At 59.1% G+C, this 22,559-nt stretch carries 22 protein-coding genes; 6 read left to right on the top strand and 16 right to left on the bottom strand.

Annotated elements, in window-relative coordinates; genetic code table 11:
• Positions 1-185 precede the first annotated feature (185 nt).
• The gene (locus tag QFW87_RS00225; RefSeq protein ID WP_283189540.1) at positions 186-1,415 is read left to right on the top strand and encodes a spore maturation protein; all 1,230 of its coding nucleotides are present in this window, start codon (positions 186-188) and stop codon (positions 1,413-1,415) included.
• Between the two features lie 118 nt (positions 1,416-1,533).
• On the opposite strand, the gene QFW87_RS00220 is transcribed toward QFW87_RS00225, so the two are convergent.
• The 12 genes from QFW87_RS00220 to QFW87_RS00165 form a co-directional block, all read right to left on the bottom strand.
• A complete protein-coding gene (locus tag QFW87_RS00220; protein ID WP_283189539.1) occupies positions 1,534-2,160 on the bottom strand; it encodes an ABC-type transport auxiliary lipoprotein family protein in 627 nt (208 codons plus the stop codon).
• On the bottom strand, positions 2,157-3,095 hold the full coding sequence (locus QFW87_RS00215) for an MlaD family protein (RefSeq protein WP_283189538.1): 939 nt from the start codon (positions 3,093-3,095) through the stop codon (positions 2,157-2,159). The genes QFW87_RS00220 and QFW87_RS00215 overlap by 4 nt, the downstream gene beginning before the upstream one ends.
• A 1-nt stretch (position 3,096) precedes the next feature.
• Entirely contained in the window at positions 3,097-3,900 is an 804-nt protein-coding gene (locus QFW87_RS00210) for an ATP-binding cassette domain-containing protein (protein WP_283182363.1), read from the bottom strand.
• Positions 3,897-5,045, bottom strand: coding sequence for an ABC transporter permease (locus QFW87_RS00205; protein WP_283182362.1), 1,149 nt, complete (start codon positions 5,043-5,045; stop codon positions 3,897-3,899). The genes QFW87_RS00210 and QFW87_RS00205 overlap by 4 nt, the downstream gene beginning before the upstream one ends.
• 53 nt (positions 5,046-5,098) lie before the next feature.
• Complete coding sequence (locus QFW87_RS00200; protein WP_283182361.1) at positions 5,099-6,130, bottom strand: DUF5924 family protein; 1,032 nt, start codon at positions 6,128-6,130, stop codon at positions 5,099-5,101.
• Between the two features lie 477 nt (positions 6,131-6,607).
• On the bottom strand, positions 6,608-7,666 hold the full coding sequence (locus QFW87_RS00195) for an IS110 family transposase (protein WP_283184626.1): 1,059 nt from the start codon (positions 7,664-7,666) through the stop codon (positions 6,608-6,610).
• A gap of 124 nt (positions 7,667-7,790) precedes the next feature.
• Positions 7,791-9,179 (bottom strand): insulinase family protein, encoded by a 1,389-nt coding sequence (locus QFW87_RS00190; protein WP_283189537.1) that lies wholly within the window; start codon positions 9,177-9,179, stop codon positions 7,791-7,793.
• Positions 9,180-9,235: 56 nt separating this feature from the next.
• A complete protein-coding gene (locus QFW87_RS00185; RefSeq protein ID WP_283189536.1) occupies positions 9,236-10,894 on the bottom strand; it encodes a Na/Pi cotransporter family protein in 1,659 nt (552 codons plus the stop codon).
• Between the two features lie 281 nt (positions 10,895-11,175).
• The gene (locus QFW87_RS00180) at positions 11,176-11,769 is read right to left on the bottom strand and encodes a hypothetical protein (protein WP_283189535.1); all 594 of its coding nucleotides are present in this window, start codon (positions 11,767-11,769) and stop codon (positions 11,176-11,178) included.
• Positions 11,770-11,819: 50 nt separating this feature from the next.
• The gene (locus QFW87_RS00175) at positions 11,820-12,452 is read right to left on the bottom strand and encodes a hypothetical protein (protein WP_283189534.1); all 633 of its coding nucleotides are present in this window, start codon (positions 12,450-12,452) and stop codon (positions 11,820-11,822) included.
• Entirely contained in the window at positions 12,452-13,609 is a 1,158-nt protein-coding gene (locus QFW87_RS00170; protein WP_283189533.1) for a hypothetical protein, read from the bottom strand. The genes QFW87_RS00175 and QFW87_RS00170 overlap by 1 nt, the downstream gene beginning before the upstream one ends.
• An 18-nt stretch (positions 13,610-13,627) precedes the next feature.
• Positions 13,628-14,125 carry a PAAR domain-containing protein gene (locus QFW87_RS00165; protein ID WP_283189532.1) on the bottom strand — a complete coding sequence of 166 codons (498 nt, stop codon included), beginning with the start codon at positions 14,123-14,125 and terminating at the stop codon, positions 13,628-13,630.
• Between the two features lie 458 nt (positions 14,126-14,583).
• On the opposite strand from QFW87_RS00165, the gene QFW87_RS00160 reads away from it, so the two are divergent.
• The gene (locus QFW87_RS00160) at positions 14,584-14,865 is read left to right on the top strand and encodes a DUF6124 family protein (RefSeq protein WP_283189531.1); all 282 of its coding nucleotides are present in this window, start codon (positions 14,584-14,586) and stop codon (positions 14,863-14,865) included.
• A 150-nt stretch (positions 14,866-15,015) separates the two neighbouring features.
• Here QFW87_RS00160 and QFW87_RS00155 read toward each other — a convergent pair whose 3' ends face one another.
• Positions 15,016-15,783, bottom strand: a complete 768-nt coding sequence (locus QFW87_RS00155) for a TerC family protein (RefSeq protein WP_283189530.1) — start codon at positions 15,781-15,783, stop codon at positions 15,016-15,018.
• A gap of 85 nt (positions 15,784-15,868) precedes the next feature.
• A complete protein-coding gene (locus QFW87_RS00150; protein WP_282379672.1) occupies positions 15,869-17,176 on the bottom strand; it encodes a CitMHS family transporter in 1,308 nt (435 codons plus the stop codon).
• Between the two features lie 318 nt (positions 17,177-17,494).
• On the opposite strand from QFW87_RS00150, the gene QFW87_RS00145 reads away from it, so the two are divergent.
• Positions 17,495-17,896 (top strand): GFA family protein, encoded by a 402-nt coding sequence (locus tag QFW87_RS00145; protein ID WP_283189529.1) that lies wholly within the window; start codon positions 17,495-17,497, stop codon positions 17,894-17,896.
• A 5-nt stretch (positions 17,897-17,901) separates the two neighbouring features.
• Here the strand turns inward: QFW87_RS00145 and QFW87_RS00140 are convergent, their stop codons facing one another.
• On the bottom strand, positions 17,902-18,228 hold the full coding sequence (locus QFW87_RS00140; protein ID WP_283189528.1) for a DOPA 4,5-dioxygenase family protein: 327 nt from the start codon (positions 18,226-18,228) through the stop codon (positions 17,902-17,904).
• Between the two features lie 83 nt (positions 18,229-18,311).
• Between QFW87_RS00140 and QFW87_RS00135 the strand changes: the two genes are divergently transcribed.
• The gene (locus QFW87_RS00135) at positions 18,312-18,983 is read left to right on the top strand and encodes an NAD(P)H-binding protein (RefSeq protein WP_283189527.1); all 672 of its coding nucleotides are present in this window, start codon (positions 18,312-18,314) and stop codon (positions 18,981-18,983) included.
• On the opposite strand, the gene QFW87_RS00130 is transcribed toward QFW87_RS00135, so the two are convergent.
• A complete protein-coding gene (locus tag QFW87_RS00130; RefSeq protein ID WP_095126794.1) occupies positions 18,970-19,920 on the bottom strand; it encodes a LysR family transcriptional regulator in 951 nt (316 codons plus the stop codon). The genes QFW87_RS00135 and QFW87_RS00130 overlap by 14 nt on opposite strands.
• A gap of 114 nt (positions 19,921-20,034) precedes the next feature.
• Here QFW87_RS00130 and betC point away from each other — a divergent pair, with 114 nt between their 5' ends.
• Entirely contained in the window at positions 20,035-21,546 is a 1,512-nt protein-coding gene (gene betC / locus QFW87_RS00125; RefSeq protein ID WP_283189526.1) for a choline-sulfatase, read from the top strand.
• 19 nt (positions 21,547-21,565) lie between these two features.
• Entirely contained in the window at positions 21,566-22,486 is a 921-nt protein-coding gene (gene choX / locus QFW87_RS00120) for a choline ABC transporter substrate-binding protein (protein WP_283189525.1), read from the top strand.
• The last annotated feature ends 73 nt before the right edge of the window (positions 22,487-22,559 follow it).

Genomic DNA, 22,559 nt, shown 5'->3' with positions numbered 1-22,559 from the left:
CGAGCCTGCTCGCGAAGGGGTCGGTACATTCAACATCTTTGTTGACTGACACACCGCTTTCGCGAGCAGGCTCGCTCCCACATTGGTCCGCGTACATCGCGCTAAACAAACCCCGGAGAAATCCGGGGTTTGTCGTTTCTGGCTACCCCGCTATCATTCGCCGCATTCTTCGGGGGATTTGACTGATGCTTAATGGCCTGTGGCTTGGCTTCTTCATCGTGGCTGCCGTTTCGGCACTGGCGCAATGGCTGATCGGCGGTAACGCCGGGATATTCGCGGCGATGGTGGAAAGCATTTTCGCCATGGCCAAGTTGTCGGTCGAAGTCATGGTCCTGTTGTTCGGCACCCTGACGCTCTGGCTTGGCTTTCTGCGGATTGCCGAGAAGGCCGGGATCGTCGAGTGGCTGGCCAGAGCGCTGGGCCCGTTGTTCCTACGGCTGATGCCGGGAGTGCCGGCCGGGCATCCAGCCATTGGCCTGATCACGCTGAACTTCGCCGCCAACGGCTTGGGCCTGGACAACGCCGCCACGCCAATCGGCCTTAAAGCCATGAAGGCGCTGCAAGAGCTCAACCCCAGCGACACCATCGCCAGCAACGCGCAGATCCTCTTTCTGGTGCTCAACGCCTCTTCCCTGACCCTGCTGCCGGTGACGATCTTCATGTACCGCGCCCAGCAAGGTGCGCCCGATCCGACCCTGGTGTTCCTGCCAATCCTGCTCGCCACCAGTTGCTCGACATTGGTCGGCCTGCTGTCGGTGGCGTTCATGCAGCGTCTGCGCCTGTGGGACCCGGTAGTGCTCGCGTACCTGATTCCCGGTGCCTTGACCCTCGGTGCCTTCATGGCGCTGCTGGCGACGCTCTCAGCGACCGCTCTGGCCAGCCTATCGTCGATCCTCGGCAACGTGACGCTGTTCGGGCTGATCATGTTGTTTCTGGTGATCGGCGCATTACGTAAGGTGAAGGTGTACGAAGCGTTCGTCGAAGGCGCCAAAGAAGGCTTCGACGTGGCCAAGAACCTGCTGCCGTATCTGGTGGCGATGCTGTGTGCCGTCGGCGTGCTGCGGGCATCCGGAGCGCTGGACTTTGGCCTGGACGGGATTCGGCATCTGGTGGAATGGGCCGGTTGGGACACGCGCTTCGTCGATGCGCTGCCGACCGCCATGGTCAAGCCGTTCTCCGGCAGTGCCGCCCGGGCGATGCTGATCGAAACCATGAAAACGTCTGGCGTGGACAGCTTCCCGGCGCTGGTGGCGGCGACGATTCAGGGCAGTACCGAAACGACCTTCTATGTATTGGCGGTGTACTTCGGCGCGGTGGGGATCCAGCGGGCGCGGCATGCGGTGGGGTGTGCGTTGCTGGCGGAGCTTGCCGGCGTTCTCGGCGCGATCGGGGTTTGCTACTGGTTCTTCGGATAAACCAAAAACCCTGTGGGAGCGAGCCTGCTCGCGATGAGGTCGGCACATTCAACAACTCTGTTGGCTGTTAAACCGCCATCGCGAGCAGGCTCGCTCCCACATTGATATATGTAGGTCTTCAAGGCCTCAGCGGCGGTGCAACCTTTTGACCTTGCTCAACCGCCCAGCTCACCACCTGCGCCGTCAGTTGATCACTGGCCTGGCCAAACCCGGCCACCACCGCCGGCACCTTCGCATCGCTCAACGGCTGGCGTACTTCAAAGCGTCGGCTGGCGAGGATTCGCTGGTCATAACCGCGCACCAGCAACGCATCCAGACGCACGACGACGCTCGCGTGCGTTCCTTGGTATTCAGTCTGGAATGCCTGCAGGCTACCGCCTAACTCCAAATCCGCCTGGAAATTGCTGTCATCTGTACTGAGCAGCGGCACCCGACCATCACGCTGGAAACCATCCAACAGACGATTGCGCAGCAACACCGGTGCCGGGTCGCTCCAACGCGAAGCGTTGTAGCTGCTGATCAGATCACCCTGAGGGATCACGGCGATCCTGGGGCTGTTCAAGGCCTCGCTGGCCTGCGGCTTGGTCAGACGCAGCGACCAGCGCTGCGGCGTCCCGTGACTGGCCGATGCGCTGCTCTGGGCCGAAGGCAACCGATAGACATCGGACGGCTCGGACTTGGGCAGGATCGAGCAGGCGCTGAGCACAATGAAGCTGGCGAGGAGGGCGAGTTGAGTCAGCTTCATGGCGTGAACTCCTTGTTCTTGTCATTGCCCAGCAAATAACCGGTGGGATTGGCTTCCAGACGCTGGGAAATAGCCCGCAACGACGTCAGGGTGTCGCGCAGTTCACGCACCGCCGGGGCGAGACCATTGAGGCCTTGCATGCCGCTGTTGAGCGAATCCTGATTGGTCGTGAGCAGCTTGTTGATGGTCGCACTGCTCTGTTCCAGCGACTTCATCGCCTGCTCGGCACTGCCGAACATCTGCTTGCCTTGATCGTTGAGCATGCCATTGGCGTTGCGCATCAGCGCCGACGTCTGTTCCAGCATGACGCCGGCCTGTTTGCCGACCGAGGCCAGTTGCTGCATCGCCTGGCGAATATCGCCGCGCTGGTCGGCGATGGTGCCGGTGGTTTGTTCCAGATGTTCAAGGGTCTTGCTGATGCGCTCGACATTCTCCGAAGAAAACATCTGATTGGCGTTGTGCATCAGCATGTTCACACCGGCCACCAGGTCGCCGCTGTCATTCAGCAAACGGGCGATGGGCGAGGGCGATGCAATAATGGTCGGTAAATTACCGTCCTTGCCCTTGAGCGTCGGACTTTGCGGTGTACCACCGCTGAGCTGAATGATCGAAGTCCCAGTGATCCCGGTCAACGCCAGTATGGCCCGGGTGTCTTCCTTAATCGGCGTATCACCGCCCAGACGAATCCGCGCCAGCACCCGTCGCGGGTCTTTCGGGTCCAGACGCAGGGTCACCACGTCGCCGACCTTGATCCCGCTGTACTGCACGGCGCTGCCCTTGGACAGGCCACTGACCGCCTCGTTGAAGACGATTTCGTAATCCTTGAACTCGGTGTCGACGCTGGACTTGGCCAGCCACAAGCCGAAGAGCAGGGCGCCTGCCACCACAATCACGGTGAACAGGCCGATCAATACATGATGGGCTCGGGTTTCCATGTCAGACCTCCTTAAGCTGTTGAGCGGCGGTCAGCGCCGCGCGGCCGCGAGGGCCATGGAAGTATTCGTGAATCCACGGGTCGTCGGTTTCCGAGACCTTGTCGATGGCATCCGCCACCAGCACTTTCTTTTGCGCCAGCACCGCCACCCGGTCGGTGATGGTGTAGAGCGTGTCGAGGTCGTGGGTGACCAGAAACACACTCAGGCCCAACGCATCGCGCAGGGTCAGGATTAATTGATCGAACGCGGCCGCGCCAATCGGATCGAGGCCGGCGGTGGGTTCGTCGAGAAACAGGATGTCCGGGTCCAGCGCCAGCGCGCGGGCCAGTGCCGCACGCTTGATCATCCCGCCGGACAGCGAAGCGGGGTACTTGTCGGCCGCCGACAGCGGCAGCCCGGCCAAGGCCATTTTCACTGCCGCCAGGTGTTCGGCGTCCTCTCGGCTCAAACCGGCATGCTCGATCAGGGGCAGGGCGACGTTCTCGGTCACGGTCAGCGAAGAGAACAGGGCGCCTTTCTGGAACAGCACGCCGAAGCGCCGTTCGACCAGCGAGCGTTCGTGTTCGGACAGCGTCGGCAGGTTTTTACCGAAGACCTTCACCACCCCTTCGCTGGGCTGGCGCAAGCCGACGATGCTGCGCAACAGCACCGATTTACCGCTGCCGGAACCGCCGACCACAGCCAGGATTTCGCCCTTGTACAAATCCAGGTCGAGGTTCTCATGCACGCTCTGACTGCCGAAGCGATTGCACAGCCCGCGGACTTCGATCACCGCCTCGGAGGGCGCTCGGGGTAGTCGACTCACCAGCCCATCTCCATGAAAAACAGCGCGGCCACGGCGTCGAGCACGATCACCACAAAAATCGACTGCACCACGCTCGACGTGGTGTGCGCGCCGACGGACTCGGCACTGCCACTGACCTTGAAACCCTCGAGACAGCCGATGGCGGCGATCAGGAACGCGAAGATCGGCGCTTTGACGATCCCGACCAGAAAGTGCTGAACGCCGATGTCGGTTTGCAGCAGCGACAGGAACATCGCCGGCGAGATATCCAGCGACACCGCGCAAACCACGCCGCCGCCGACGATCCCCGAAAGCATCGCCAGAAAGGTCAGCATCGGCAGCGCGACCAGCAGGGCCAACACGCGCGGCACCACCAGCAACTCCATCGGGTCGAGACCCAGGGTGCGGATGGCGTCGATTTCTTCGTTGGCCTTCATCGAGCCGATCTGCGCGGTGAATGCACTGGCGGTGCGGCCGGCCATCAGGATCGCGGTCAGCAACACACCGAATTCGCGCAGGAAGGAAAACGCCACCAGGTCCACGGTGAAAATACTCGCGCCGAAACTCGCCAACACCGTCGCCCCGAGAAACGCCACCACGGCACCCACCAAAAAGGTCAGCAGGGCAACGATGGGCGCGGCGTCGAGGCCGGTCTGTTCGATGTGCGCCACCATCGGCGTGATACGCCAGCGCTTGGGGCGAAACAGACCGCGGGCGATGGTTTCCAGAATCAGGCCGACGAAACCCAACAGTTGCAGGGTGTCCTGCCAGACCGCGTCGACCGCGCGGCCGATGCGGGTCAGCAGTTGAATGCCGACGCTGATTTCCGGTTCCTTGATCGGCACGCAGAAGTCGGTCAGCGAGCAATAGACCGTCTGCAACAAGGCACGGTCGGCCGAGGACAGTGTGCAATCGGGGTGTTCGGCGGATCGCCCCAAACGCTCGGAACCGAGCAATTCCACCAGCAGCGACGCGCCGGCGGTGTCGAGCGCGCCGAGGCCATTGAGGTCGATGTGAGTGCTGTCGTCGTATTGGCCGTGGAGCTTTTCGCTCAGTTGCTTGAGATCGGCGTAATGGGCAAGCGTCCAGTCACCCGTGACCCGCAACTGAGCAGGGGAGTGAGAGGTGTCCAGTCGGGCACTGCCGGCCATTGTGCTGCTGGTCATAAGCTCCGTGCTTTATCGGCTATTACGCAGCTCTACGTAATAGCACGAACGGGTTACTTTGCGGCAGTTGCAGGCTTGTTGTCCTTTACCACGAAGCGCAACACACCGATGACCTGGCCATCTTCGGTCAGCACCCGAACCTGCCACTTACCCGCGGGGTTGCCGGGGAAATTCTGTTTGTGGGTCCAGGCCCGGTAACCTTCCTTGCGCCCGCCGTGGATGTCCAGGGGGATGCGGTCGACCTCTTTGCCGTTGAACTGCCACACGTGATAGATCCGCTCTTCCAGACCGCGCGGGGCGTTGATCGCGGTGTAAGCGTACAGGCCGCCACCACGGATCTGGTCGGCGCTGACTTCTTCCAGACTCTTGCCAGGTGTGCGGTCCTGCATTTGCGTGCTGATCGCCACGTCGGTCATCCACAGGGTCGCCGGTGGCACCCAGGATCGCAGCACCCAACCGAGCGCGCCGATGCCCAGCGTGATACTGAGAATCGCCAGCGCGTTGCGCACGGTACGAATCGGGAAGATCGACGCCAGGCTCGGGAACGACAGCACGACGGCGGTGCCCAGGGCCAGTTTGAAGCTCTGAGCGGTGGTCAGGTGCAGGATGACGGGCAGGGCGGTCAGCAGTGCAGCGAACAGCGTCAGGGTATGCAGCGCCAGGAACGCCCAGCGCCGGGGGGCCAGCCATTTGTAGTAGAGCGGGTCGATGATAGAAATCAGCGCGGCGATGCCCAGCAGACCGGTGAAGAACAGCTGGCCGCTGTTCCAGGTGGTGGTGATAAAAAAGAACGGCAGGACGAAGAACAGGCTTTCCTGGTGGATCATCTGCGTGGCGTAACGCAGCAGAGGTTTGGGGATTTCGCGTTTGAAGATCCTGGCGAACAGCTTGGTGAGGCTGTTTTCCAGCATCAGCCAGATCCAGCTGACGAGCATGATGGTGGTGATCCAGGTCGCCAGACCTTGCTGGCGATCCACCAGAATGAAGCTGCCGACCCCGGAAATGAAACCGCCGAGCGCAATGACCCCTGGGTAGCGCTTCATCAACTCCAGGATGCGCTGGACGTATAGGGTCAGAGTAGGCATTCGGCGGTTCGCAATCGTCGTGGGAAAAATCCTCGACAGGGTAACCGCCGAGAGGTCGGCGTGGCGAGGGGCTGCGGTCGGATCACGAATCCTTGTAGCAGCTGCCGAAGGCTGCGTTCGGCTGCGCAGCAGGCGCAAATCCGTTACGTCAGATATACCTGATGGACTGCGTTGAATGGTTTACGACTGCTGCGCAGCCGAACGCAGGCTACGCCAGCTGCTATGTATGGACTCGCCCCCACTGTCTACCCGCTTTTAAAAAAACTGCCGCCCCGTTGCATCTATGTATTAGGCCTACTCGAGGAAGCCGTCGTCGGCTTCTGGCCAAAATTGGAAGAGCTCGTGGCATGCCGATTACAGTCAGGCCTCGAAGGCCAGTAGCAGCTAAGGCATCAATCCACGCCGGTCTTACCTGGGGTCAATTTTTTTTCAGCAAAGGGCCGGACAGTTAGTACCTCGGTGGCAGAACTCTGTCGCTCAGTGGCTCATCGTCGCTTGCCGGCCATCACCAGCCTGGCGACGATAAGTCTGGTCATTCTGTAGAAGCACCCAGACGATTCGCAGGTTGCGGTTGGCTAACCTGACCGCAGCCTCCTTACGGCCCAGTCGGCTCATCCAGCGCAACAAGCGGCGGTCATCGGGTTGCTGGGAATCAGGTCGTAGTTGTTGCAGTACCGCATGGGCTCCCTGGATCATCAGGCTGCGTAAATAAACATCGCCTCGCTTGGTCATGTCCCCCAGCCGGACCGTCTGCCCGCTGCTGTGCTGGTCAGGCACCATGCCAAAGTACGCGGCAAACTTGCGGGCATTGGGAAATCGCTCAGGCTTGGTTTCCTTGGCCACCAGTGCCGTGGCAGTGACTGGGCCGATGCCGCGCACAGTCATCAGTCGCTTCGCCGTCATGTCGGCGTTGGCGGCCACTTCGAGGCGCCCCGTCAGCACGCTGATGCGTTCGCCCAAATGGCGCCACTCGGCCAACAGTTCGTCGATCAGTTCACGCAGCAGACCCGGCACCGGCTGGGTGGCATCTTCCAGTACCCGCGGAATTTTCTGGCTGATCGCAACATCGCCCTGCGCCAAGGCCACGCCATGCTCGAGCAGCAGGCCGCGCATCTGATTACTCACCGCCGTGCGTCGACGCACATAGCCCTGGCGGGCGCGATGCAACGCCTGCATTGCCAGCGCCGCAACGCTTTTGACCGGCACTGCGCAGATCTTTTCATCGCGACCAGCCCGCAGGATCGCCAGCGCATCGTTGCGATCATTTTTAGGCCCGCTGCGATGTGTGGTCACCAAGCCGGCTGGAAGAATCCGCGCCAGATTGCCTTGGTCTTGCAGCTGCCGGGCCCAGGCTTGAGCACCCGGGCCGGTCTCCATCAGAACCACGACATGAGGCGGCAACTGGCGTAGAAACTCATAAAACGCCTCGCGCGACTTGATCCGTTGCTCGTAGTGCACCTGGCCGAGGACGTCTTCACCGGCGACCTGAAAGACCTGCTTGGCCAGATCGACCGCCACGGTTGTGCAGGCCGACAAATCGGAAGAAGACAGGAATTGATCAATCGAAGTATGCTTTTTCATGGACTCGCCCTCGCTGTCGTTGGCTGTTTAGACTGCCACCGTGGCGCATTGACGCCTCGGCTTGGGCGAGTCCATCCAATTACGCGGTTTGCGGTGTCCTTCGATGCAAGCGCCACCCCAGCAGCATCAATACGATGAGCCCCAGCATCCCGGCAATCGCCCACATAAACTGATCATCACTGGTCAACGGCTTTTCGATCCGCAGGTAGCCCGGCTGCATGAGCAATTCACGCATGGCCTTGTTTGCTTCCTCCAGCGTCACTCCTTGCAGTTCCTTGGCCGGGTTGGCGAACCGGCCGTCCTCGTAGTCCCCAAGGGCACTCCAGTAATAATCGGCCAACGCGCTGTTGCCTTGCACGGCCCAGGCCTGGCGGGCGATGGCGGCCTGCTTGAGGCGGTTGAAGGTGTCGGCATTGAGACCGTCCCTGAGCAACCCGGCCTTCAGATCATCCAGCACCTGTTCGGCCTCGGGCACGTCGTCGCGCTCAAGGTCCGCGTTCAGGCTCATGAAGCCCACACCGCCAAACACCTCGCGCTCGGCCGAGGGGCCGTAGGACAAGCCATGGGCCAGGCGCAATTGGCGGTAGAGCGCCCAGTCCAGATAGTCCTTGAGCAAGTCGAAGGTTTCGTCGTGCTGATCTTCCAGCACCGGCTCTGGCACCAGCCAATGCAACTTGGCACTGCCGCCGACAAAACCGTGACTCAGGGTGCGCTCATGGGCAGCACTGGCCTGGATCGCCGGCAGGGGCGGGTGATCACTCGGGTCGACCGCGTCAAGCGCGCCATAAGACCGTTCCAGATAGGCCGGCAGCAACCGGTCGAGGTCGCCGACGACGATCAGGGTCATGTTGTTGGGCGCGTACCAGGCCTTGCGTACCTTTTCCAACTGATCGCGGGTCAGGTGATTGACCTCAGGCCGCTCGGGGCATTTGAGGCCCAGTTCCACCGCCAGCTGATTACTCGCCGTGTGGCCAAGATCCTGTCGATCCAGCCAGCGTTGCAGGTGCGAGTAATGGCCGCCGTCTTCGCGCTCGACCACTTGTTTGGCGGCGTTGATGGCGTTGTCGTCGATTCGGGTCTGGGTCAGCAGCGCCAGCAGCAGATCGAGGACCTTGCGCTGGTTTTTCGCCGGGGCTTCGATGACGAACGTCGTGTCGGCATTGCTGGTGTAAGCGTTCCACTCGCCACCCAAGGCCTGCATACGCTCTTCCAGCCCGCCTTCGCCCGTGGCGTCGATGCCGCTGAACAGCAAGTGCTCAAGCAGGTGCGGCAGCTCCTTGTCGGCGCAGCTGAAATCATCGATGCCGACGCCGACCACCAGACGAATCGCCACATGCCCGCGCTCGGTACCGGGCTTGAGCAGCAATTGCAGGCCGTTGGGCAACGTATAGCCCTCGACCTGAAAGCGATCCAGGGCAAATGAAGGGAATGAGCCAAGCAACAGACAGGCGAACAACAGACAACGCATAACGGGTTTCCATACGGCTAGCGTAAGTTCAACAGACTTCAGGCAACTGTGGACGTTCAGGGTGAATGAGTGATGTCAGCGAAATCGTCGACCGCCAGGGCACCGGTGTCGGAAGTTTCCAGCACCACATAGGCGCTGCTGCAAAACAGCGAATTCAGACGCTTCATGTCGGCAATCAACTCAAGGTGTAACGAGCTGGTCTCGATACTCTGCACGATCTTACGTTGCAATCGGCTGACGTGAGCATGGGCCAGGCGCCGTTCCTGTGCGCGAAAGCGACGTTTCTCACGCAACAACTGGCGGGCACTTTCCTTATCGGCACTGAGGAACACGGACAACCCCAGGCGCAGGTTGGAAATCAACTGACTGTGCAGCCCCGCCAACTCTTCGAGGCCGACCTCGGAAAAAGACCGACGCTGCGAGGTTTTCTGCTGCTGAACCTTGCGCAGCATGCGTTCGATGAGGTCGCTGGCCAGTTTAAGGTTGATCGCCAGCTCGATGATTTCCGCCCAGCGCCGGCTGTCCTGCTCGCTGAGGTCTTCGCGGGGCATTTGCGCCAGATACAGTTTGATCGCGCCATAGAGCGATTCCACATCATCGGTCAGGCGCCGCATTTCCTGGGTAACGGCGGTTTGCTTGCCGTTCAGCACGTCGAGCATGGCCTCGAGCATGTTGTCGATCAGGTCGCCGATACGCAGGGTTTCCCGGGCGGCATTAGCCAGCGCCAGACTGGGCGTGACCAGCGCTGTTGGATCAAGATGCCGCGATTTGGCAGTACCGTTGACTTGCGGGCGCTCCGGCAGCACCCACGCGCAGAACCTGGCCATCGGCCCGACACTCGGCAGCAAGAGCAGGCAGCGCGCGGTGTTGTAGAGCAGGTGAAAGCCGATGACCATTTCCTGAGGGCTGAAGTCCAGGCTGTCGATCCAGTGCACCAACGGGTCGAGTACCGGGATGATCAGCAACAGGCCGATCAACTTGTACAGCAAGCTGCCCAACGCAACCTGGCGGCCGGCGGCGTTTTGCATGCTGGTGCTGAGGAAGGCGAGGATGCCGCTGCCGATGTTGGCGCCGATCACCAGGCCGATGGCCACGGGCAGGCTGATCACTGCGGCGCCGGCCAGGGTCGCCGTCAGCAGGACGGCGGCCAGGCTGGAGTAGGAAACCATCGCAAACAGCGCGCCGACCAAGGCATCCAGCAGGATGTCGCCGGTCAGCGAGGCAAAAATCACCTTCACGCCTTGGGCCTGAGTAATCGGCGCGGCAGCCTCGACGATCAGTTGCAGCGCCAGAATGATCAGCCCCAGTCCGATACTGACCCGGCCCATCTGTCCGACTCGGGTCTGTTTGCGCGACAGGAAGAAAATCACCCCAAGAAAGATCAGCAGCGGTGACAGCCATGACAGGTCGAAGGTCAGCACCCGCGCCATCAGCGCGGTACCGACGTCGGCCCCGAGCATGGTCGCCAGGGCTGGGGTCAGCGCCATCAGGCCCTGACCGACAAAGGAAGTGACGAGCATGGCGGTGGCATTGCTGCTCTGGACCATCGCCGTCACGACGATCCCCGAGATGAACGCCAGACAGCGCTTGGACATGTTCCGGCCAATCACATGGCGCAGGTTGGAACCGTAGACCCGCAGGATGCCGGTTCGGACGATGTGCGTGCCCCAAATCAACAAGGCCACGGCAGATAACAAATTGAGCAGGGTGAGCATGCAGGCCCCCTGTGGTGGTAGCGCCCCAAAGGGGCAAGTTGACGGTGCCGCGCGACGTTCTACGTTCGTGTACTTAAGCTGTAGTTGGCTAACGGTCTGTGCGCCAGCATCGCACAGCTAAAGAAGCGATTGAAACAAAACTGTCATGAAAACAGGTTGATGCGTCGATGAAAAAGGGGCCAGAAGGCCCCTGCCGCTCAGTTGAAAAGGTGCACGAACACAACCCCTGGGTGAAGGGGCTTGCTCCCGCGGGGCTGCGCAGCAGCGTTCAATCGCTGAAGTTATCGTCGCCCAGCCCTACGTCGATCAGATACTTGGCTGTCTCGGGGGTTTCGTTCGGCGCAGCGGGCATAGCATTTGATGTGAAGGATCAAGCTGTATTTATGCGGAATCAACAAGATGACACCGTCCGCTTGATCAAAGAGTTTTGTCTGAAGCCGCACCTTATCCTCCTTGGTTTCTATTTTTAGCCAGTCGTTACCTTCTACAGGCTCTGGAGTCCACCCGACTTGTTTGAACTTTTGGTGTAACTCCTCAAGGAGTGTTACCGCTTGCTCGAACGGCAAGGTTTCCAGCATCGGCGACGTAGTCAGGGTGATCGCTTTGAATTCGGACCACCCGATCGCACCGAACGTGGTAGCGGGCAGCGTAAAGCCATAGTCGGGATCATCAAATCGGATGACAACTGGGTTGCTGATCCAGGTAGAACTCGGATGAGGTGGATCTTTAGCGTCGTTAGGATCCCCAGGATAAATTGCCGTGTTGCCTTGAACAGGGAAGGTCGAGTCTCGTGCGACTTCTCTGTATGGCTTCCCGATATAAACGTTCAAAAAATCAACCGGGTGGTGAAAGGAAGTCAGACAAATGAACAGCATAAAAAATTCTGCTCTTTGCAAGCATCGACGCCGCCGTCTGGAGCGACTCTTCATTCGCTGTAGTAATCCGAGCCTACACTGACATCGATCAGATACTTCGCCGTTTTCGGGTCGCGCTCATTACAGCGGGCGTAACATTTGACGTTAAGCGCAAGACTGTATTTGTGGGGTATCAGGAGCATCACGACGACGACCTGATCGAACAACTGCTTCTGCAGCGCGTTTTTTTCTACTTCGCTGCCTAAAGTTAACCAAGAGTTTTCCTCTCGGTTGCGCGGTACCCAGCCCGAGTCTTTTAGCATCCCCTGCAACTGATTGAGTAAGGGCATCATCTGATCGAAAGGCAGGGTCTCCAGCATTGGAGAAGTCGTCATGGTCGAGACTTTGCCTTCATCAAAACCAATAGCGCCAAACTTGGTTGCTGGTAGCGTAAAACCATGCTCAGGATCATCAAAATGGATGATGACTGGCTTCGATATCCAAGTAGAGCTAGGGTGCGGCGGCTTGCTTGGATAAAAAGCGGTATTTGCAGTCACCGAAAATGTGGAGTCCTCAACGGTGTCGTTGTAAGACTTTCCAATATGCGCACTTAAAATTTCCGTGTTCCAATTGAAGTAGGCGACACCCAGTCCAATAAGAATTGCACTCATACTTATCAGAGACAACCTGCTGAGGAATCTCATCAACGGATCCCCCCGCCTTTGGAGATTTCTGTAATGGACTGCTTCAGTTGGGCTTTTGACTCGGGATTTTTTAATAAGGCATCGAATTGTGTTGCAGCACGAAGTACGAACTCCATTCGCTGATCCTTGTTTGCCAGATTGGCCAACGGATTACTACCGAAGGTAACCTTTCGTCCGTCTGCCGTCTTGCATTGACTTGCCAGAGTCAACTGGATTTCTTCTGCAGCCCCGGACAGTATCCCCGTGACCACGGATACGACATCTCCGGCATGGGTGCCGCGCATTAGATAAGCGAAGTGGGAATCGTCATACATCGCAGGTTGCAGAATGTTCAGCTGTTCGTGACCGGCCATAAATTCGACGCTTTTGGTAATTCTTCCTTCATCGATGGCTTTAAAAGTATCGGTCACTTCTGCCCGCACTGCACCGAACTCTACTTTGTCAGCGATGGGCCAGAGAACTTCATTTTTGAGTTTGTTGCGTTTGGGAAGACAGGCTTCCATTTCTTTGAAGCCGCGCACCATAAAAAACCGATGCAACGGATAAACGTCCAGAAATAGCGAAGTGTTCCCAAGCGCCAGCATTTCATACACGTAGTCCAACTGCTGCTGAACAGCGGAACGGGAGTTGTCGCCGAAGGTAATATCCTCAGTGGGAAGAGGATTGGCCGCTTTGGCGTTCGCTAACTCTTTCTCGATTTCGGGATCAGTCTTGCTGAGCTTGAACCCAAACCCTTCGAAAATGGCTTCCGACTTACCCGTCCGCAATTTCTCCTGCGCCGTCTTCTGCGCCGCAATAGCCGTTTGCAACTTGGTGGCATGAATCAACCCACACCCCACCTGCTTCGAAGCAAACGCCGCCAACCCCGCCCATTGAAACCGGTTATCCGCCAGCCACAACTGCGCATAGGCCGCGTTGATCTTGCGGTTGCGTGCTTGCGGATCAGCAATCAATACACCGCCCGGTGCGACCCAATCTTCGGCTTCTTTCTGAAACCTGCGCCACAGGCAGTTGCAGGTCAGCAACGGCACTTCGACGCGGGTTTTCGGGTTGGGGCCGCCCGTGGTGGTTTCGCGTTTGCAGGCGGGGAGTTCGCAGGTGCTGTCCCAGAGTTTTTTCATGTCCAGATCGTCTGGAGCGATGCATTGTCCGGTCATTTCATTCTTCCTTGAGGCTCAGACGGTCCAGCGGACTACGGCGAGGTCGGGCTGTAAGGTGGCGACGCTTTGGGTCATGCCCTGAGCGTTGGTCTGGCCTTTGACGATGCGGCCTTCGGCGGTTTCGATTTCGTAGTCTTGTTGGGCAATCGGTTCGCCATTGCCGGCGCTGACGGCTTTGAATTCAACCAAAGGCTGACCAATGATCGGCAGGGGCGGAATGAATGGCGCGGAGGAGTGACTGCTGCCGATGATGACGTTACCGGATCCGCCGATCACCACGCCGCCATGGCTGGCGGTGCTGTCGAGGGTCATGGCGTTCAGGCCGTTAATGAACACCGTTGAAGAGAATCCACCGCTGAGGGCTTGACCGCAGGTGCATTTGTCGCTGACCCGAGCGGCGGCGAGACCGTTGAAAAAGACATCGGGTGAGCCGCTGGCAATCGGGTTGGTGCCGTGACCGGGGAGGGGACAGGTGGTCGGGTCCGTGAGGCGTGCAGCCGGTTTTCCAGACATATGCATTCCTTGTCATTGTCGTTTGAAGCGAGCGGGGGACGCTAACCACCCAAGCATGATGCGTCAACCTCTGGAATGGACTGTCGGCTAATTCTTCAATTTCTCCGACGCGATTCACGCGTTCGTTTAGTGACACCCTGCGTTACTTCTCGGAGGCTACAACGCCTTGCGCCGTTGCCTACGGTTACGCCAGAATCCGCCGGCTTGTGCGCCTTGGCCCGGGTCTCTATCGTTTCCCAGTCGCTGAAAAACAGTGATCGGGTTTGGTAGCCCGGAGTCTGGCGCATAGCCACTTCTTGCGGACGCTTATTGAGGTCGCAGCTTTATGGTGGCCATGCGCAGGGTCCCTTCGGGGGCGCCGGTTCCAGTACTCCGGTCTACCAACCTGTGTATGGCCGCCACCCTTCGTTTGGTAGCGAGAGTGATGGCTCCACGTAATCAGTACTGGAGTTCTATCTATGTTCAAGGTAACGCCCAACCCACCGGACACCGATCTGGTCCCCCACGACTTCCCGCCGCGCAAACCCAGCGGCATTTTCTTCATAGACCCCAAGGTCGATAACGAAACCTTGCTCGCGCACGCCTGCGAATCGTTGGCGTCAGCCAGCGTAATGGCCAGTGATTTCGCAGGGTTTCTGGATGGCCCACAGCGCAGCACTCTGCTGGGGATTCAGCAAAGCATCATGTTGGGGGAATTGGCGGTAAATCGAGTGCTGGATAACCTCGATCCACCAGGGTAATCACAGAGCAAAAAAAATGTGGGAGCGAGCCTGCTCGCGATGGGGCCGTCACATTCAACATTGATGCTGACTGACAGGCCGCTATCGCGAGCAGGCTCGCTCCCACAGGTGTTGTGCACTGGCTGACACCAGCCAGTGCACAGGTTCGGGTTACTGACCCGGAACGTCCTTGCGCAGTTTCACTGGGTCTTGCTGCTTCTTCTTTTTCATCATCGCGGTGCGCATCTTGATGTTGATCGCTTCCACCGCCAGCGAGAACGCCATGGCGAAGTACACGTAGCCTTTTGGCAAATGCACTTCGAAGGACTCGGCAATCAACACGGTACCGACCAGCAACAGGAACGACAGCGCCAGCATTTTCAGCGACGGGTGCTTGTCGATGAATTCGCTGATGGTGCCAGCCGCCAGCATCATCACCAGTACGGCGACGATGATCGCAGCGACCATGACCGGCACATGGGAAACCATACCCACGGCGGTGATCACCGAGTCCAGGGAGAACACGATGTCGATAATCGCAATCTGGATGATGGTGTACAGGAAGCTGCCACCCTTGGCGGTCGGTTCCTCGTGGGTCTCATCCTCGCCTTCCAGTGCGTGGTACATCTCTTGCGAGCTCTTCCACAGCAGGAACAGACCACCGAAGAACAGGATCAGGTCTCGCCCGGAAATACCCTGGCCGAACATTTCGAACAGGTCGGCGGTGAGGCGCATGACCCAGGTGATCGACAGCAACAACAGGATCCGCGTGACCATGGCCAGCGCCAGGCCGAAAATCCGGGTGCGCTGCTGCATGTGTTTGGGCATGCGGCTGACCAGGATCGAAATCATGATGATGTTATCGATACCCAGGACGATTTCCAGGGCGGTCAGGGTGAAGAAGGCAACCCAGATTTCAGGGTTGGTCAGCCATTCCATGTGTATTCCTTTGAGCGATTGTTAAACCACGAAGGGCCCGGGCTTCAAACAGCAAAGCCTGGACCCGTCATGGTGAGTCTTGGGCTTATAGAGTGCTGAACAGCGGAAAAATCCCCATCAGCAACGCGGCAACCAGTATGCACATGCACACCAGCACTGCCCATTTCAGGGTGAAGCGCTGATGGTCACCGAAGTCGATACCGGCCAGGGCCACCAACAAGTAGGTCGATGGTACCAGCGGGCTCAACAAGTGGACGGGCTGACCGACGATCGAGGCACGTGCCATTTCCACCGCGGTTATACCGTAATGACTGGCGGCTTCCGCAAGTACCGGTAACACGCCGTAATAAAATGCATCGTTCGACATGAAGAACGTGAACGGCATGCTTACCAGCGCAGTGATCACGGCCAGATACGGGCCGAGGAAATCCGGGATGACCGCCAGCAGGCTTTTCGACATCGCGTCGACCATACCGGTGCCCGTCAGGATACCGGTGAAGATGCCCGCGGCAAAGATCAACCCGACCACCGCCAGCACGCTACCGGCGTGGGCCGCAACGCGGTCCTTCTGTTGTTGGAGGCACGGGTAGTTGACGATCATCGCGATACTGAACGCCACCATGAACAGCACCGGCAGCGGCAACAGGCCCGCGATCAGGGTGCACATCAAGCCCAGGGTCAGGGCGCCGTTGAACCAGATCAACTTCGGACGACGGGCATCGGGGAATTGCGAAACGCTGATTTCACTGTGGTCGATTTCATCGCCCACCAGGTGCAACTCACCCAGACGCGCACGCTCACGCTTGCCGTAGAAGTAGGCGATCACGAGAATTGCCAGCACCCCGGCAGCCATCGCCGGAATCATCGGTACGAAGATGTCCGACGGGTCCACATGCAGCGCACTGGCCGCACGGGCGGTCGGGCCGCCCCATGGGGTCATGTTCATCACGCCACCGGCGAGGATGATCAGACCGGCCATGATCCGCGGGCTCATGCCGATGCGGCTGTAGAGCGGCAGCATGGCGGCCACGCAGATCATATAAGTGGTCGCGCCGTCCCCATCGAGGGAGACGACGAGCGCCAGTACGGCGGTGCCGACCGAAACTTTCAACGGGTCGCCCTTGACCAGTTTGAGGATCTTGCGCACGGCCGGGTCGAACAGGCCGGAATCGATCATCAAGGCGAAGTACAGAATGGCGAACATCAGCATCACACCGGTCGGTGCGAGCTTGGTGATGCCTTCGAGCATCATCGGGCCGATCTTCGGCGCAAAACCACCGAACAGCGCGAACAGGATCGGGATGATGATCAGAGCGATCAGCGCGGACAGGCGCTTGGTCATGATCAGGAACATGAACGTGATGACCATGGCAAAGCCAAGGAAAGTCAGCATAGGAATACTCCAGGCATAGCGCGGCTAGGGAATGGGCGAACCGGGTGGGTCAGCGCAGAACGGGAAGCACGAGGCGTATGGGCGGAGTGACAGCGAAGCGGCGGGTAGAAGCGGACATCAGGATCACCATTGTTGTTGTTAAATGGGCTGTGCGAGCGATAAAACACTGGCATTGGCCGACCGGTCTGCTGCCGGTAGTGGGGCGATCCTAATCGGGGAAGCTTTCACCCAGCTTTCGCGAATGAAAGCATTGACCCGATGTGCAACCGGTCGTCGGACGGGTTCACAGTCCCTGAATACGGGGCAGGAGGAAAAAACATGGCCGACATTCATACAGGCGGCTGCCACTGCGGACATCTGCGCTATCAATTCAGCGGGCCTTTGCACGACATCGCCCACTGTCATTGTTCGATTTGCCGACGGGTCAGCGGCGGGATTGTGACCACCTGGATCACCGTGCCCGCGTCAGCCTTTGAATGGGTGAAAGGGACACCCGCGCAGTACGACTCTTCAACAACCTGCGTGCGGTATTTCTGCTCAAACTGTGGGGCGCAACTGGCGCTGGTCACGCACCTCAGCCTGGATAGCATCGACGTGACCATCGCCACCCTCGATCATCCCGAGCACGCACCCGCCGAAAGGCATATCTGGACTGACAACCGACTGCCCTGGCTGCATCTGGACGAACATTTGCCCGGCGATCCCGAGGAACAGTTGTAAACTGATCAAAAAATAGACAGATCCAGAGGCCGAATCGCGCCCATCCAGATGGCATGCTCGGTGTGGTCGAGCAGATCGTCGCCGGTGTCCGGGTGCAGGAACACCACCAAACCCTTGCGGTTGAGCACAAGCCAGGGCAGCACGTCGCCGATGTATTGCGGCTCGAAAGCCAACTGGCAGCTCCAGTCCGGGTGTGGGCCCACCGGCCGTTCATGGACGCGGCCCATCTTCACTGGAAACAATTGCGCCGCCTGCTCACACAAGGCTCGCGCCTGTGGGAGGGTGCTGGCATCGAAATAGACATGCGCGTGGTAGCCCCTGATCCGCTGCATTTGAAACCCTCTGAAACCGAGTCGAACTGGCGCTGTTTCCCACAGGTCACACGCCATATAGATAGGAAGAACGGAGCACGGCCATGAAAAATGCCGAAACCCCGGTGGTGAAAGTGGTGCTTTATGGTGCCATGAGTAGCCTGGGCAGTGCGCTGATGGCTGAAATGCTGCGGCGCCAACATGAAGTGATCGCGATTCTCGATGATTTGACGGCGCTCGCGCCGCGCCCGGGACTGCGGACCAAGACCGGCGATTTGTTCGACGCCAAGCGGGTCAAGCAAAGCGTCGCCGGTTGTTCAGCGGTGATCTGTCTGCTGGATGCACCCGGGTTACCGATGAACAGCGAGCACGTGGAAAAATCCATCGTGCCCGGCCCGGTCGAGCAAGTCCTGGCGGTGGATGCTCTGATCGATGGCATGCAGGCCTCGGGAATTGCCCGGTTATTTCTGGTGGGCGATTTCGAGGTATTGGACGATCCGGAAATAGAAGATCAACTTCAACGCCACGCCGCCGAAGAAATTCGCGAGGCCCTGCAAAGCAGCACCCTGCACTGGACGCTGGTGAATGCGCCCCGCGGGGTGCCCGGGCTGACCATCGAACATTTCAGCCACGTCAGCAGTAGCCTGGAGCCGGGCCTCGCCGAACCGCTTGAACGGTTGAGCCGGGCGGCCGTGGGGATTGCCGATGAATTGCGGTTGAACCTGCATGTCGGCGAACACGTGACCTTCGTCGCGACCGAGGCTATACAGCGATAGATGGCAGCGGCAGGCCGTTCAACGATTGCGCACTGCTGGCCTGCTCAGCCATCAGCCAGTCCACAAACTGTTGAATCAGCGCTCCACGCCGTTTCCGCTGGGGCAGGACCACGTAATAGCCGAGCCTGGAAATCACCGTTTCCGCAATCGGTCGGCATAACAATCCCTGCGCAAGCAAGTTATCCACAAGGTGCCGCCATCCAATCGCCACACCTTGGCCGCCAATCGCCGCTTGAATCAACAGCGTGTAATTGTCGAAGCGCAATTGCCCGGGCGCTGGCGCAGAAGCAATCCCCAACTCACGAAACACGCCGCTCCAGTCGAACCAGTTGCTGCTGTTTTCGCCTCGAAGGTGCAGCAGCGGGAACTCGAGCAATGACTGGGAGGGCAAGGGCAGGGGACGATCCTTCAACAGCAGCGGGCTGCACACCGGAAATACTTCCTCGCTGAACAGCCAATGGCTTTCGCCCTGTTTGAATCGGCCATCACCAAACAACACTGCCACATCAATATCGGTGCGCAGCATGTTGAGGCTGCGTTCGCTGGTGACCAGACTGACATCCACCTGAGGATTGGCGGCATGAAAGCGGTGCAGCCGCGGCATCAGCCAATACGCGGCGAAGGCGAAATCGGTGGCGACCTGCAACACTTCATGTTGGTGCTGTGCGCTGATCGCGCTCAATCCTGCGTCGATATTCTGCAATCCGAGCTGAACCTGCTCAAACAGGATCGTCCCGGCTTCGGTCAGTTCGATGCCGCGATAGATCCGGTCGAACAGCCGCGTCCCGAGTTGTTCTTCCAACCGTTTGATCTGCTGGCTGATGGCCGGTTGTGTGGTGCCAAGCTCCACTGCGGCCGCCGTGAAGCTGCGTTGACGGGCCGCCGCTTCAAAAGCGCGAAGCAAATCCAGAGACAAATCACCGAGGGCATCATACATAAGCTGTGCTTATCCTAGTCATTGCCGCGCATGGGCTTTACCACAAATTGCATGGGCTACATGCTCGATCGCAGCACTCTCGCATAAATATTCACTATGGAATGCCGCGATCACATGAAGCGCAAGAATATTCTTTTCATCATGGCCGATCAGATGGCCGCGCCAATGTTGCCGATCTACGGCCCTTCGCCCATCAAACTGCCGAATCTCAGCCGCCTCGCCGCCCAAGGCGTGGTGTTTGACGCCGCTTATTGCAATAGCCCATTGTGCGCGCCGTCGCGTTTTACCCTGGTCAGCGGTCAGTTGCCGAGCAAGATCGGCGCCTACGACAACGCGGCCGATTTCCCCGCCGATGTACCGACTTATGCTCACTACCTGCGTCGACTCGGCTACCGCACCGCGCTGTCGGGCAAGATGCATTTCTGCGGCCCGGATCAGCTGCACGGCTATGAAGAACGCCTGACCAGCGACATCTACCCGGCCGATTACGGCTGGTCTGTGAACTGGGACGAGCCAGACGTGCGTCCAACCTGGTTTCACAACATGTCTTCGGTGCTGCAAGCCGGGCCGTGCGTACGCACCAATCAGCTGGATTTCGACGAAGAGGTGGTTTTCAAGGCCCAGCAGTATTTGTTCGATCACATCCGTGAGGACGGCGATCAGCCGTTCTGCCTGACCGTTTCGATGACTCACCCACACGACCCGTACACCATTCCCAAGGCTTTCTGGGATATGTACGACGACGCCGACATCCCGTTGCCTGAAACCCCGGCGCAGACCGAACTTGATCCGCACTCCCAGCGTTTGCTCAAGGTTTACGACCTGTGGGACAAACCGCTGCCTGTGGATAAGATTCGCGATGCGCGTCGGGCGTACTTTGGTGCGTGCAGCTATATCGACAGCAACGTCGGCAAACTCCTGCAAACACTCGAGGAAACCGGCCTGATCGATGACACCATCATTGTGTTTTCCGGCGACCACGGCGACATGCTCGGCGAGCGTGGGCTCTGGTACAAAATGCATTGGTACGAAATGGCCGCCCGCGTGCCGCTGTTGATCAGTGCACCGGGGCAATTCGGGGCTGGCCGGGTCAGCGCGGCGGTCTCGACTGCCGATCTGTTGCCGACCTTCGTCGAACTGGCCGGCGGGTCGCTGGAGCCGGGGCTGCCGCTGGATGGCCGCTCACTGGTCTCGCACCTGCAAGGGCAGGGCGGTCATGACGAGGTCTTCGGCGAGTACATGGCCGAAGGCACTATCAGCCCGCTGATGATGATTCGCCGTGGCGCCTACAAATTCATCTACAGCGAAGACGACCCTTGCCTACTCTTCGATGTACACAACGACCCGCGCGAACAGGAAGAACTCAGTCAATCGCCGCAACATCGGCCGCTTTTCGAAGAATTTTTCGCCGAAGCACGGGCTAAATGGGATATCCCGGCGATCCACCAACAAGTGCTCGCCAGCCAACGGCGCCGACGTTTTGTCGCCGATGCGTTAACCATCGGCAAACTGAAGAGCTGGGATCACCAGCCGCTGGTGGACGCCAGTCAGCAGTACATGCGCAACCACATCGACCTCGACGATCTGGAGCGTAAAGCACGTTATCCACAACCCTGCCAAAACTAATAATGTTAAGGGGAATGCCATGCGTAGGTTATCCACAGCAATGACGGTCGGGCTTCTGGCTCTGGGCAGTGCATCGGCGTATGCCGAGCAGAGTTGCGAGACGGTGAAAATGGCCGACCCGGGCTGGAGCGACATTGCCGCGACCAACGCCATCACCGGGTTTCTGCTGGACGGCATGGGCTACAAGGCCAAGGTCGACACGCTGGCGGTGCCGATCACCTTTGGCGGCTTGAAAGATGGTCAGGTCGACGTGTTTCTCGGTAACTGGATGCCGGCACAACAGGGCTTCTACGACAAGTTCGTGGCCACCGGCGATGTCACGCAACTGGCGAAGAACCTCGATGGCACCGAATTCACCCTCGCGGTCCCGGATTACGTCTGGGACGCGGGTGTGCATAACTTTTCCGACCTGAACAAATACGCCGACAAGTTCGACAAGAAAATCTATGGCATCGGCTCCGGCGCTCCGGCCAACATCTCCTTGCAGGAAATCATCAAGAAGAACGACTTCGACATGGGCCAGTGGAAACTGGTCGAGTCCAGCGAGCAGGCCATGCTGGCCGAAGTGTCTCGCGCGGTGAAGAAACAGAAGTTCGTGACCTTCCTCGGCTGGACCCCGCACCCGATGAACGTGCAACTGAAAATGCATTACCTGAAGGGCGGCGAGAAATACTTCGGCGACACCGGCAGCGTCTACACCCTGACCCGCAAAGGTTATGCACAGGCCTGCCCGAACGTCGGCAAACTGCTCACCAACCTGAGTTTCACCCAGGAAATGGAGAACAGCATCATGGCCGAGGTGGTGAATAAGAAGGTCAGCAATGCTGATGCGGCCAAGGCGTGGATCAAGGCGAATCCGGCCGTGTTGGATAAATGGCTGGATGGGGTGAAGACAGTGGATGGGAAGGATGCGTTGGGGGCGGTGAAGGCGAAGCTTTGATGGATCGATCCTGAGTATTGTGTCTGACTCAGGATCCAGCCCTCTCCCCAGAGGGGAGAGGGGGAAAGGGGGC

The sequence above is a fragment of the Pseudomonas sp. PMCC200344 genome (assembly GCF_030053095.1).
GTDB lineage: Bacteria > Pseudomonadota > Gammaproteobacteria > Pseudomonadales > Pseudomonadaceae > Aquipseudomonas > Aquipseudomonas svalbardensis.
The sequence above is the reverse complement of the archived record's forward strand: the minus strand, read 5'-3'. Positions and strand labels throughout refer to the sequence as shown.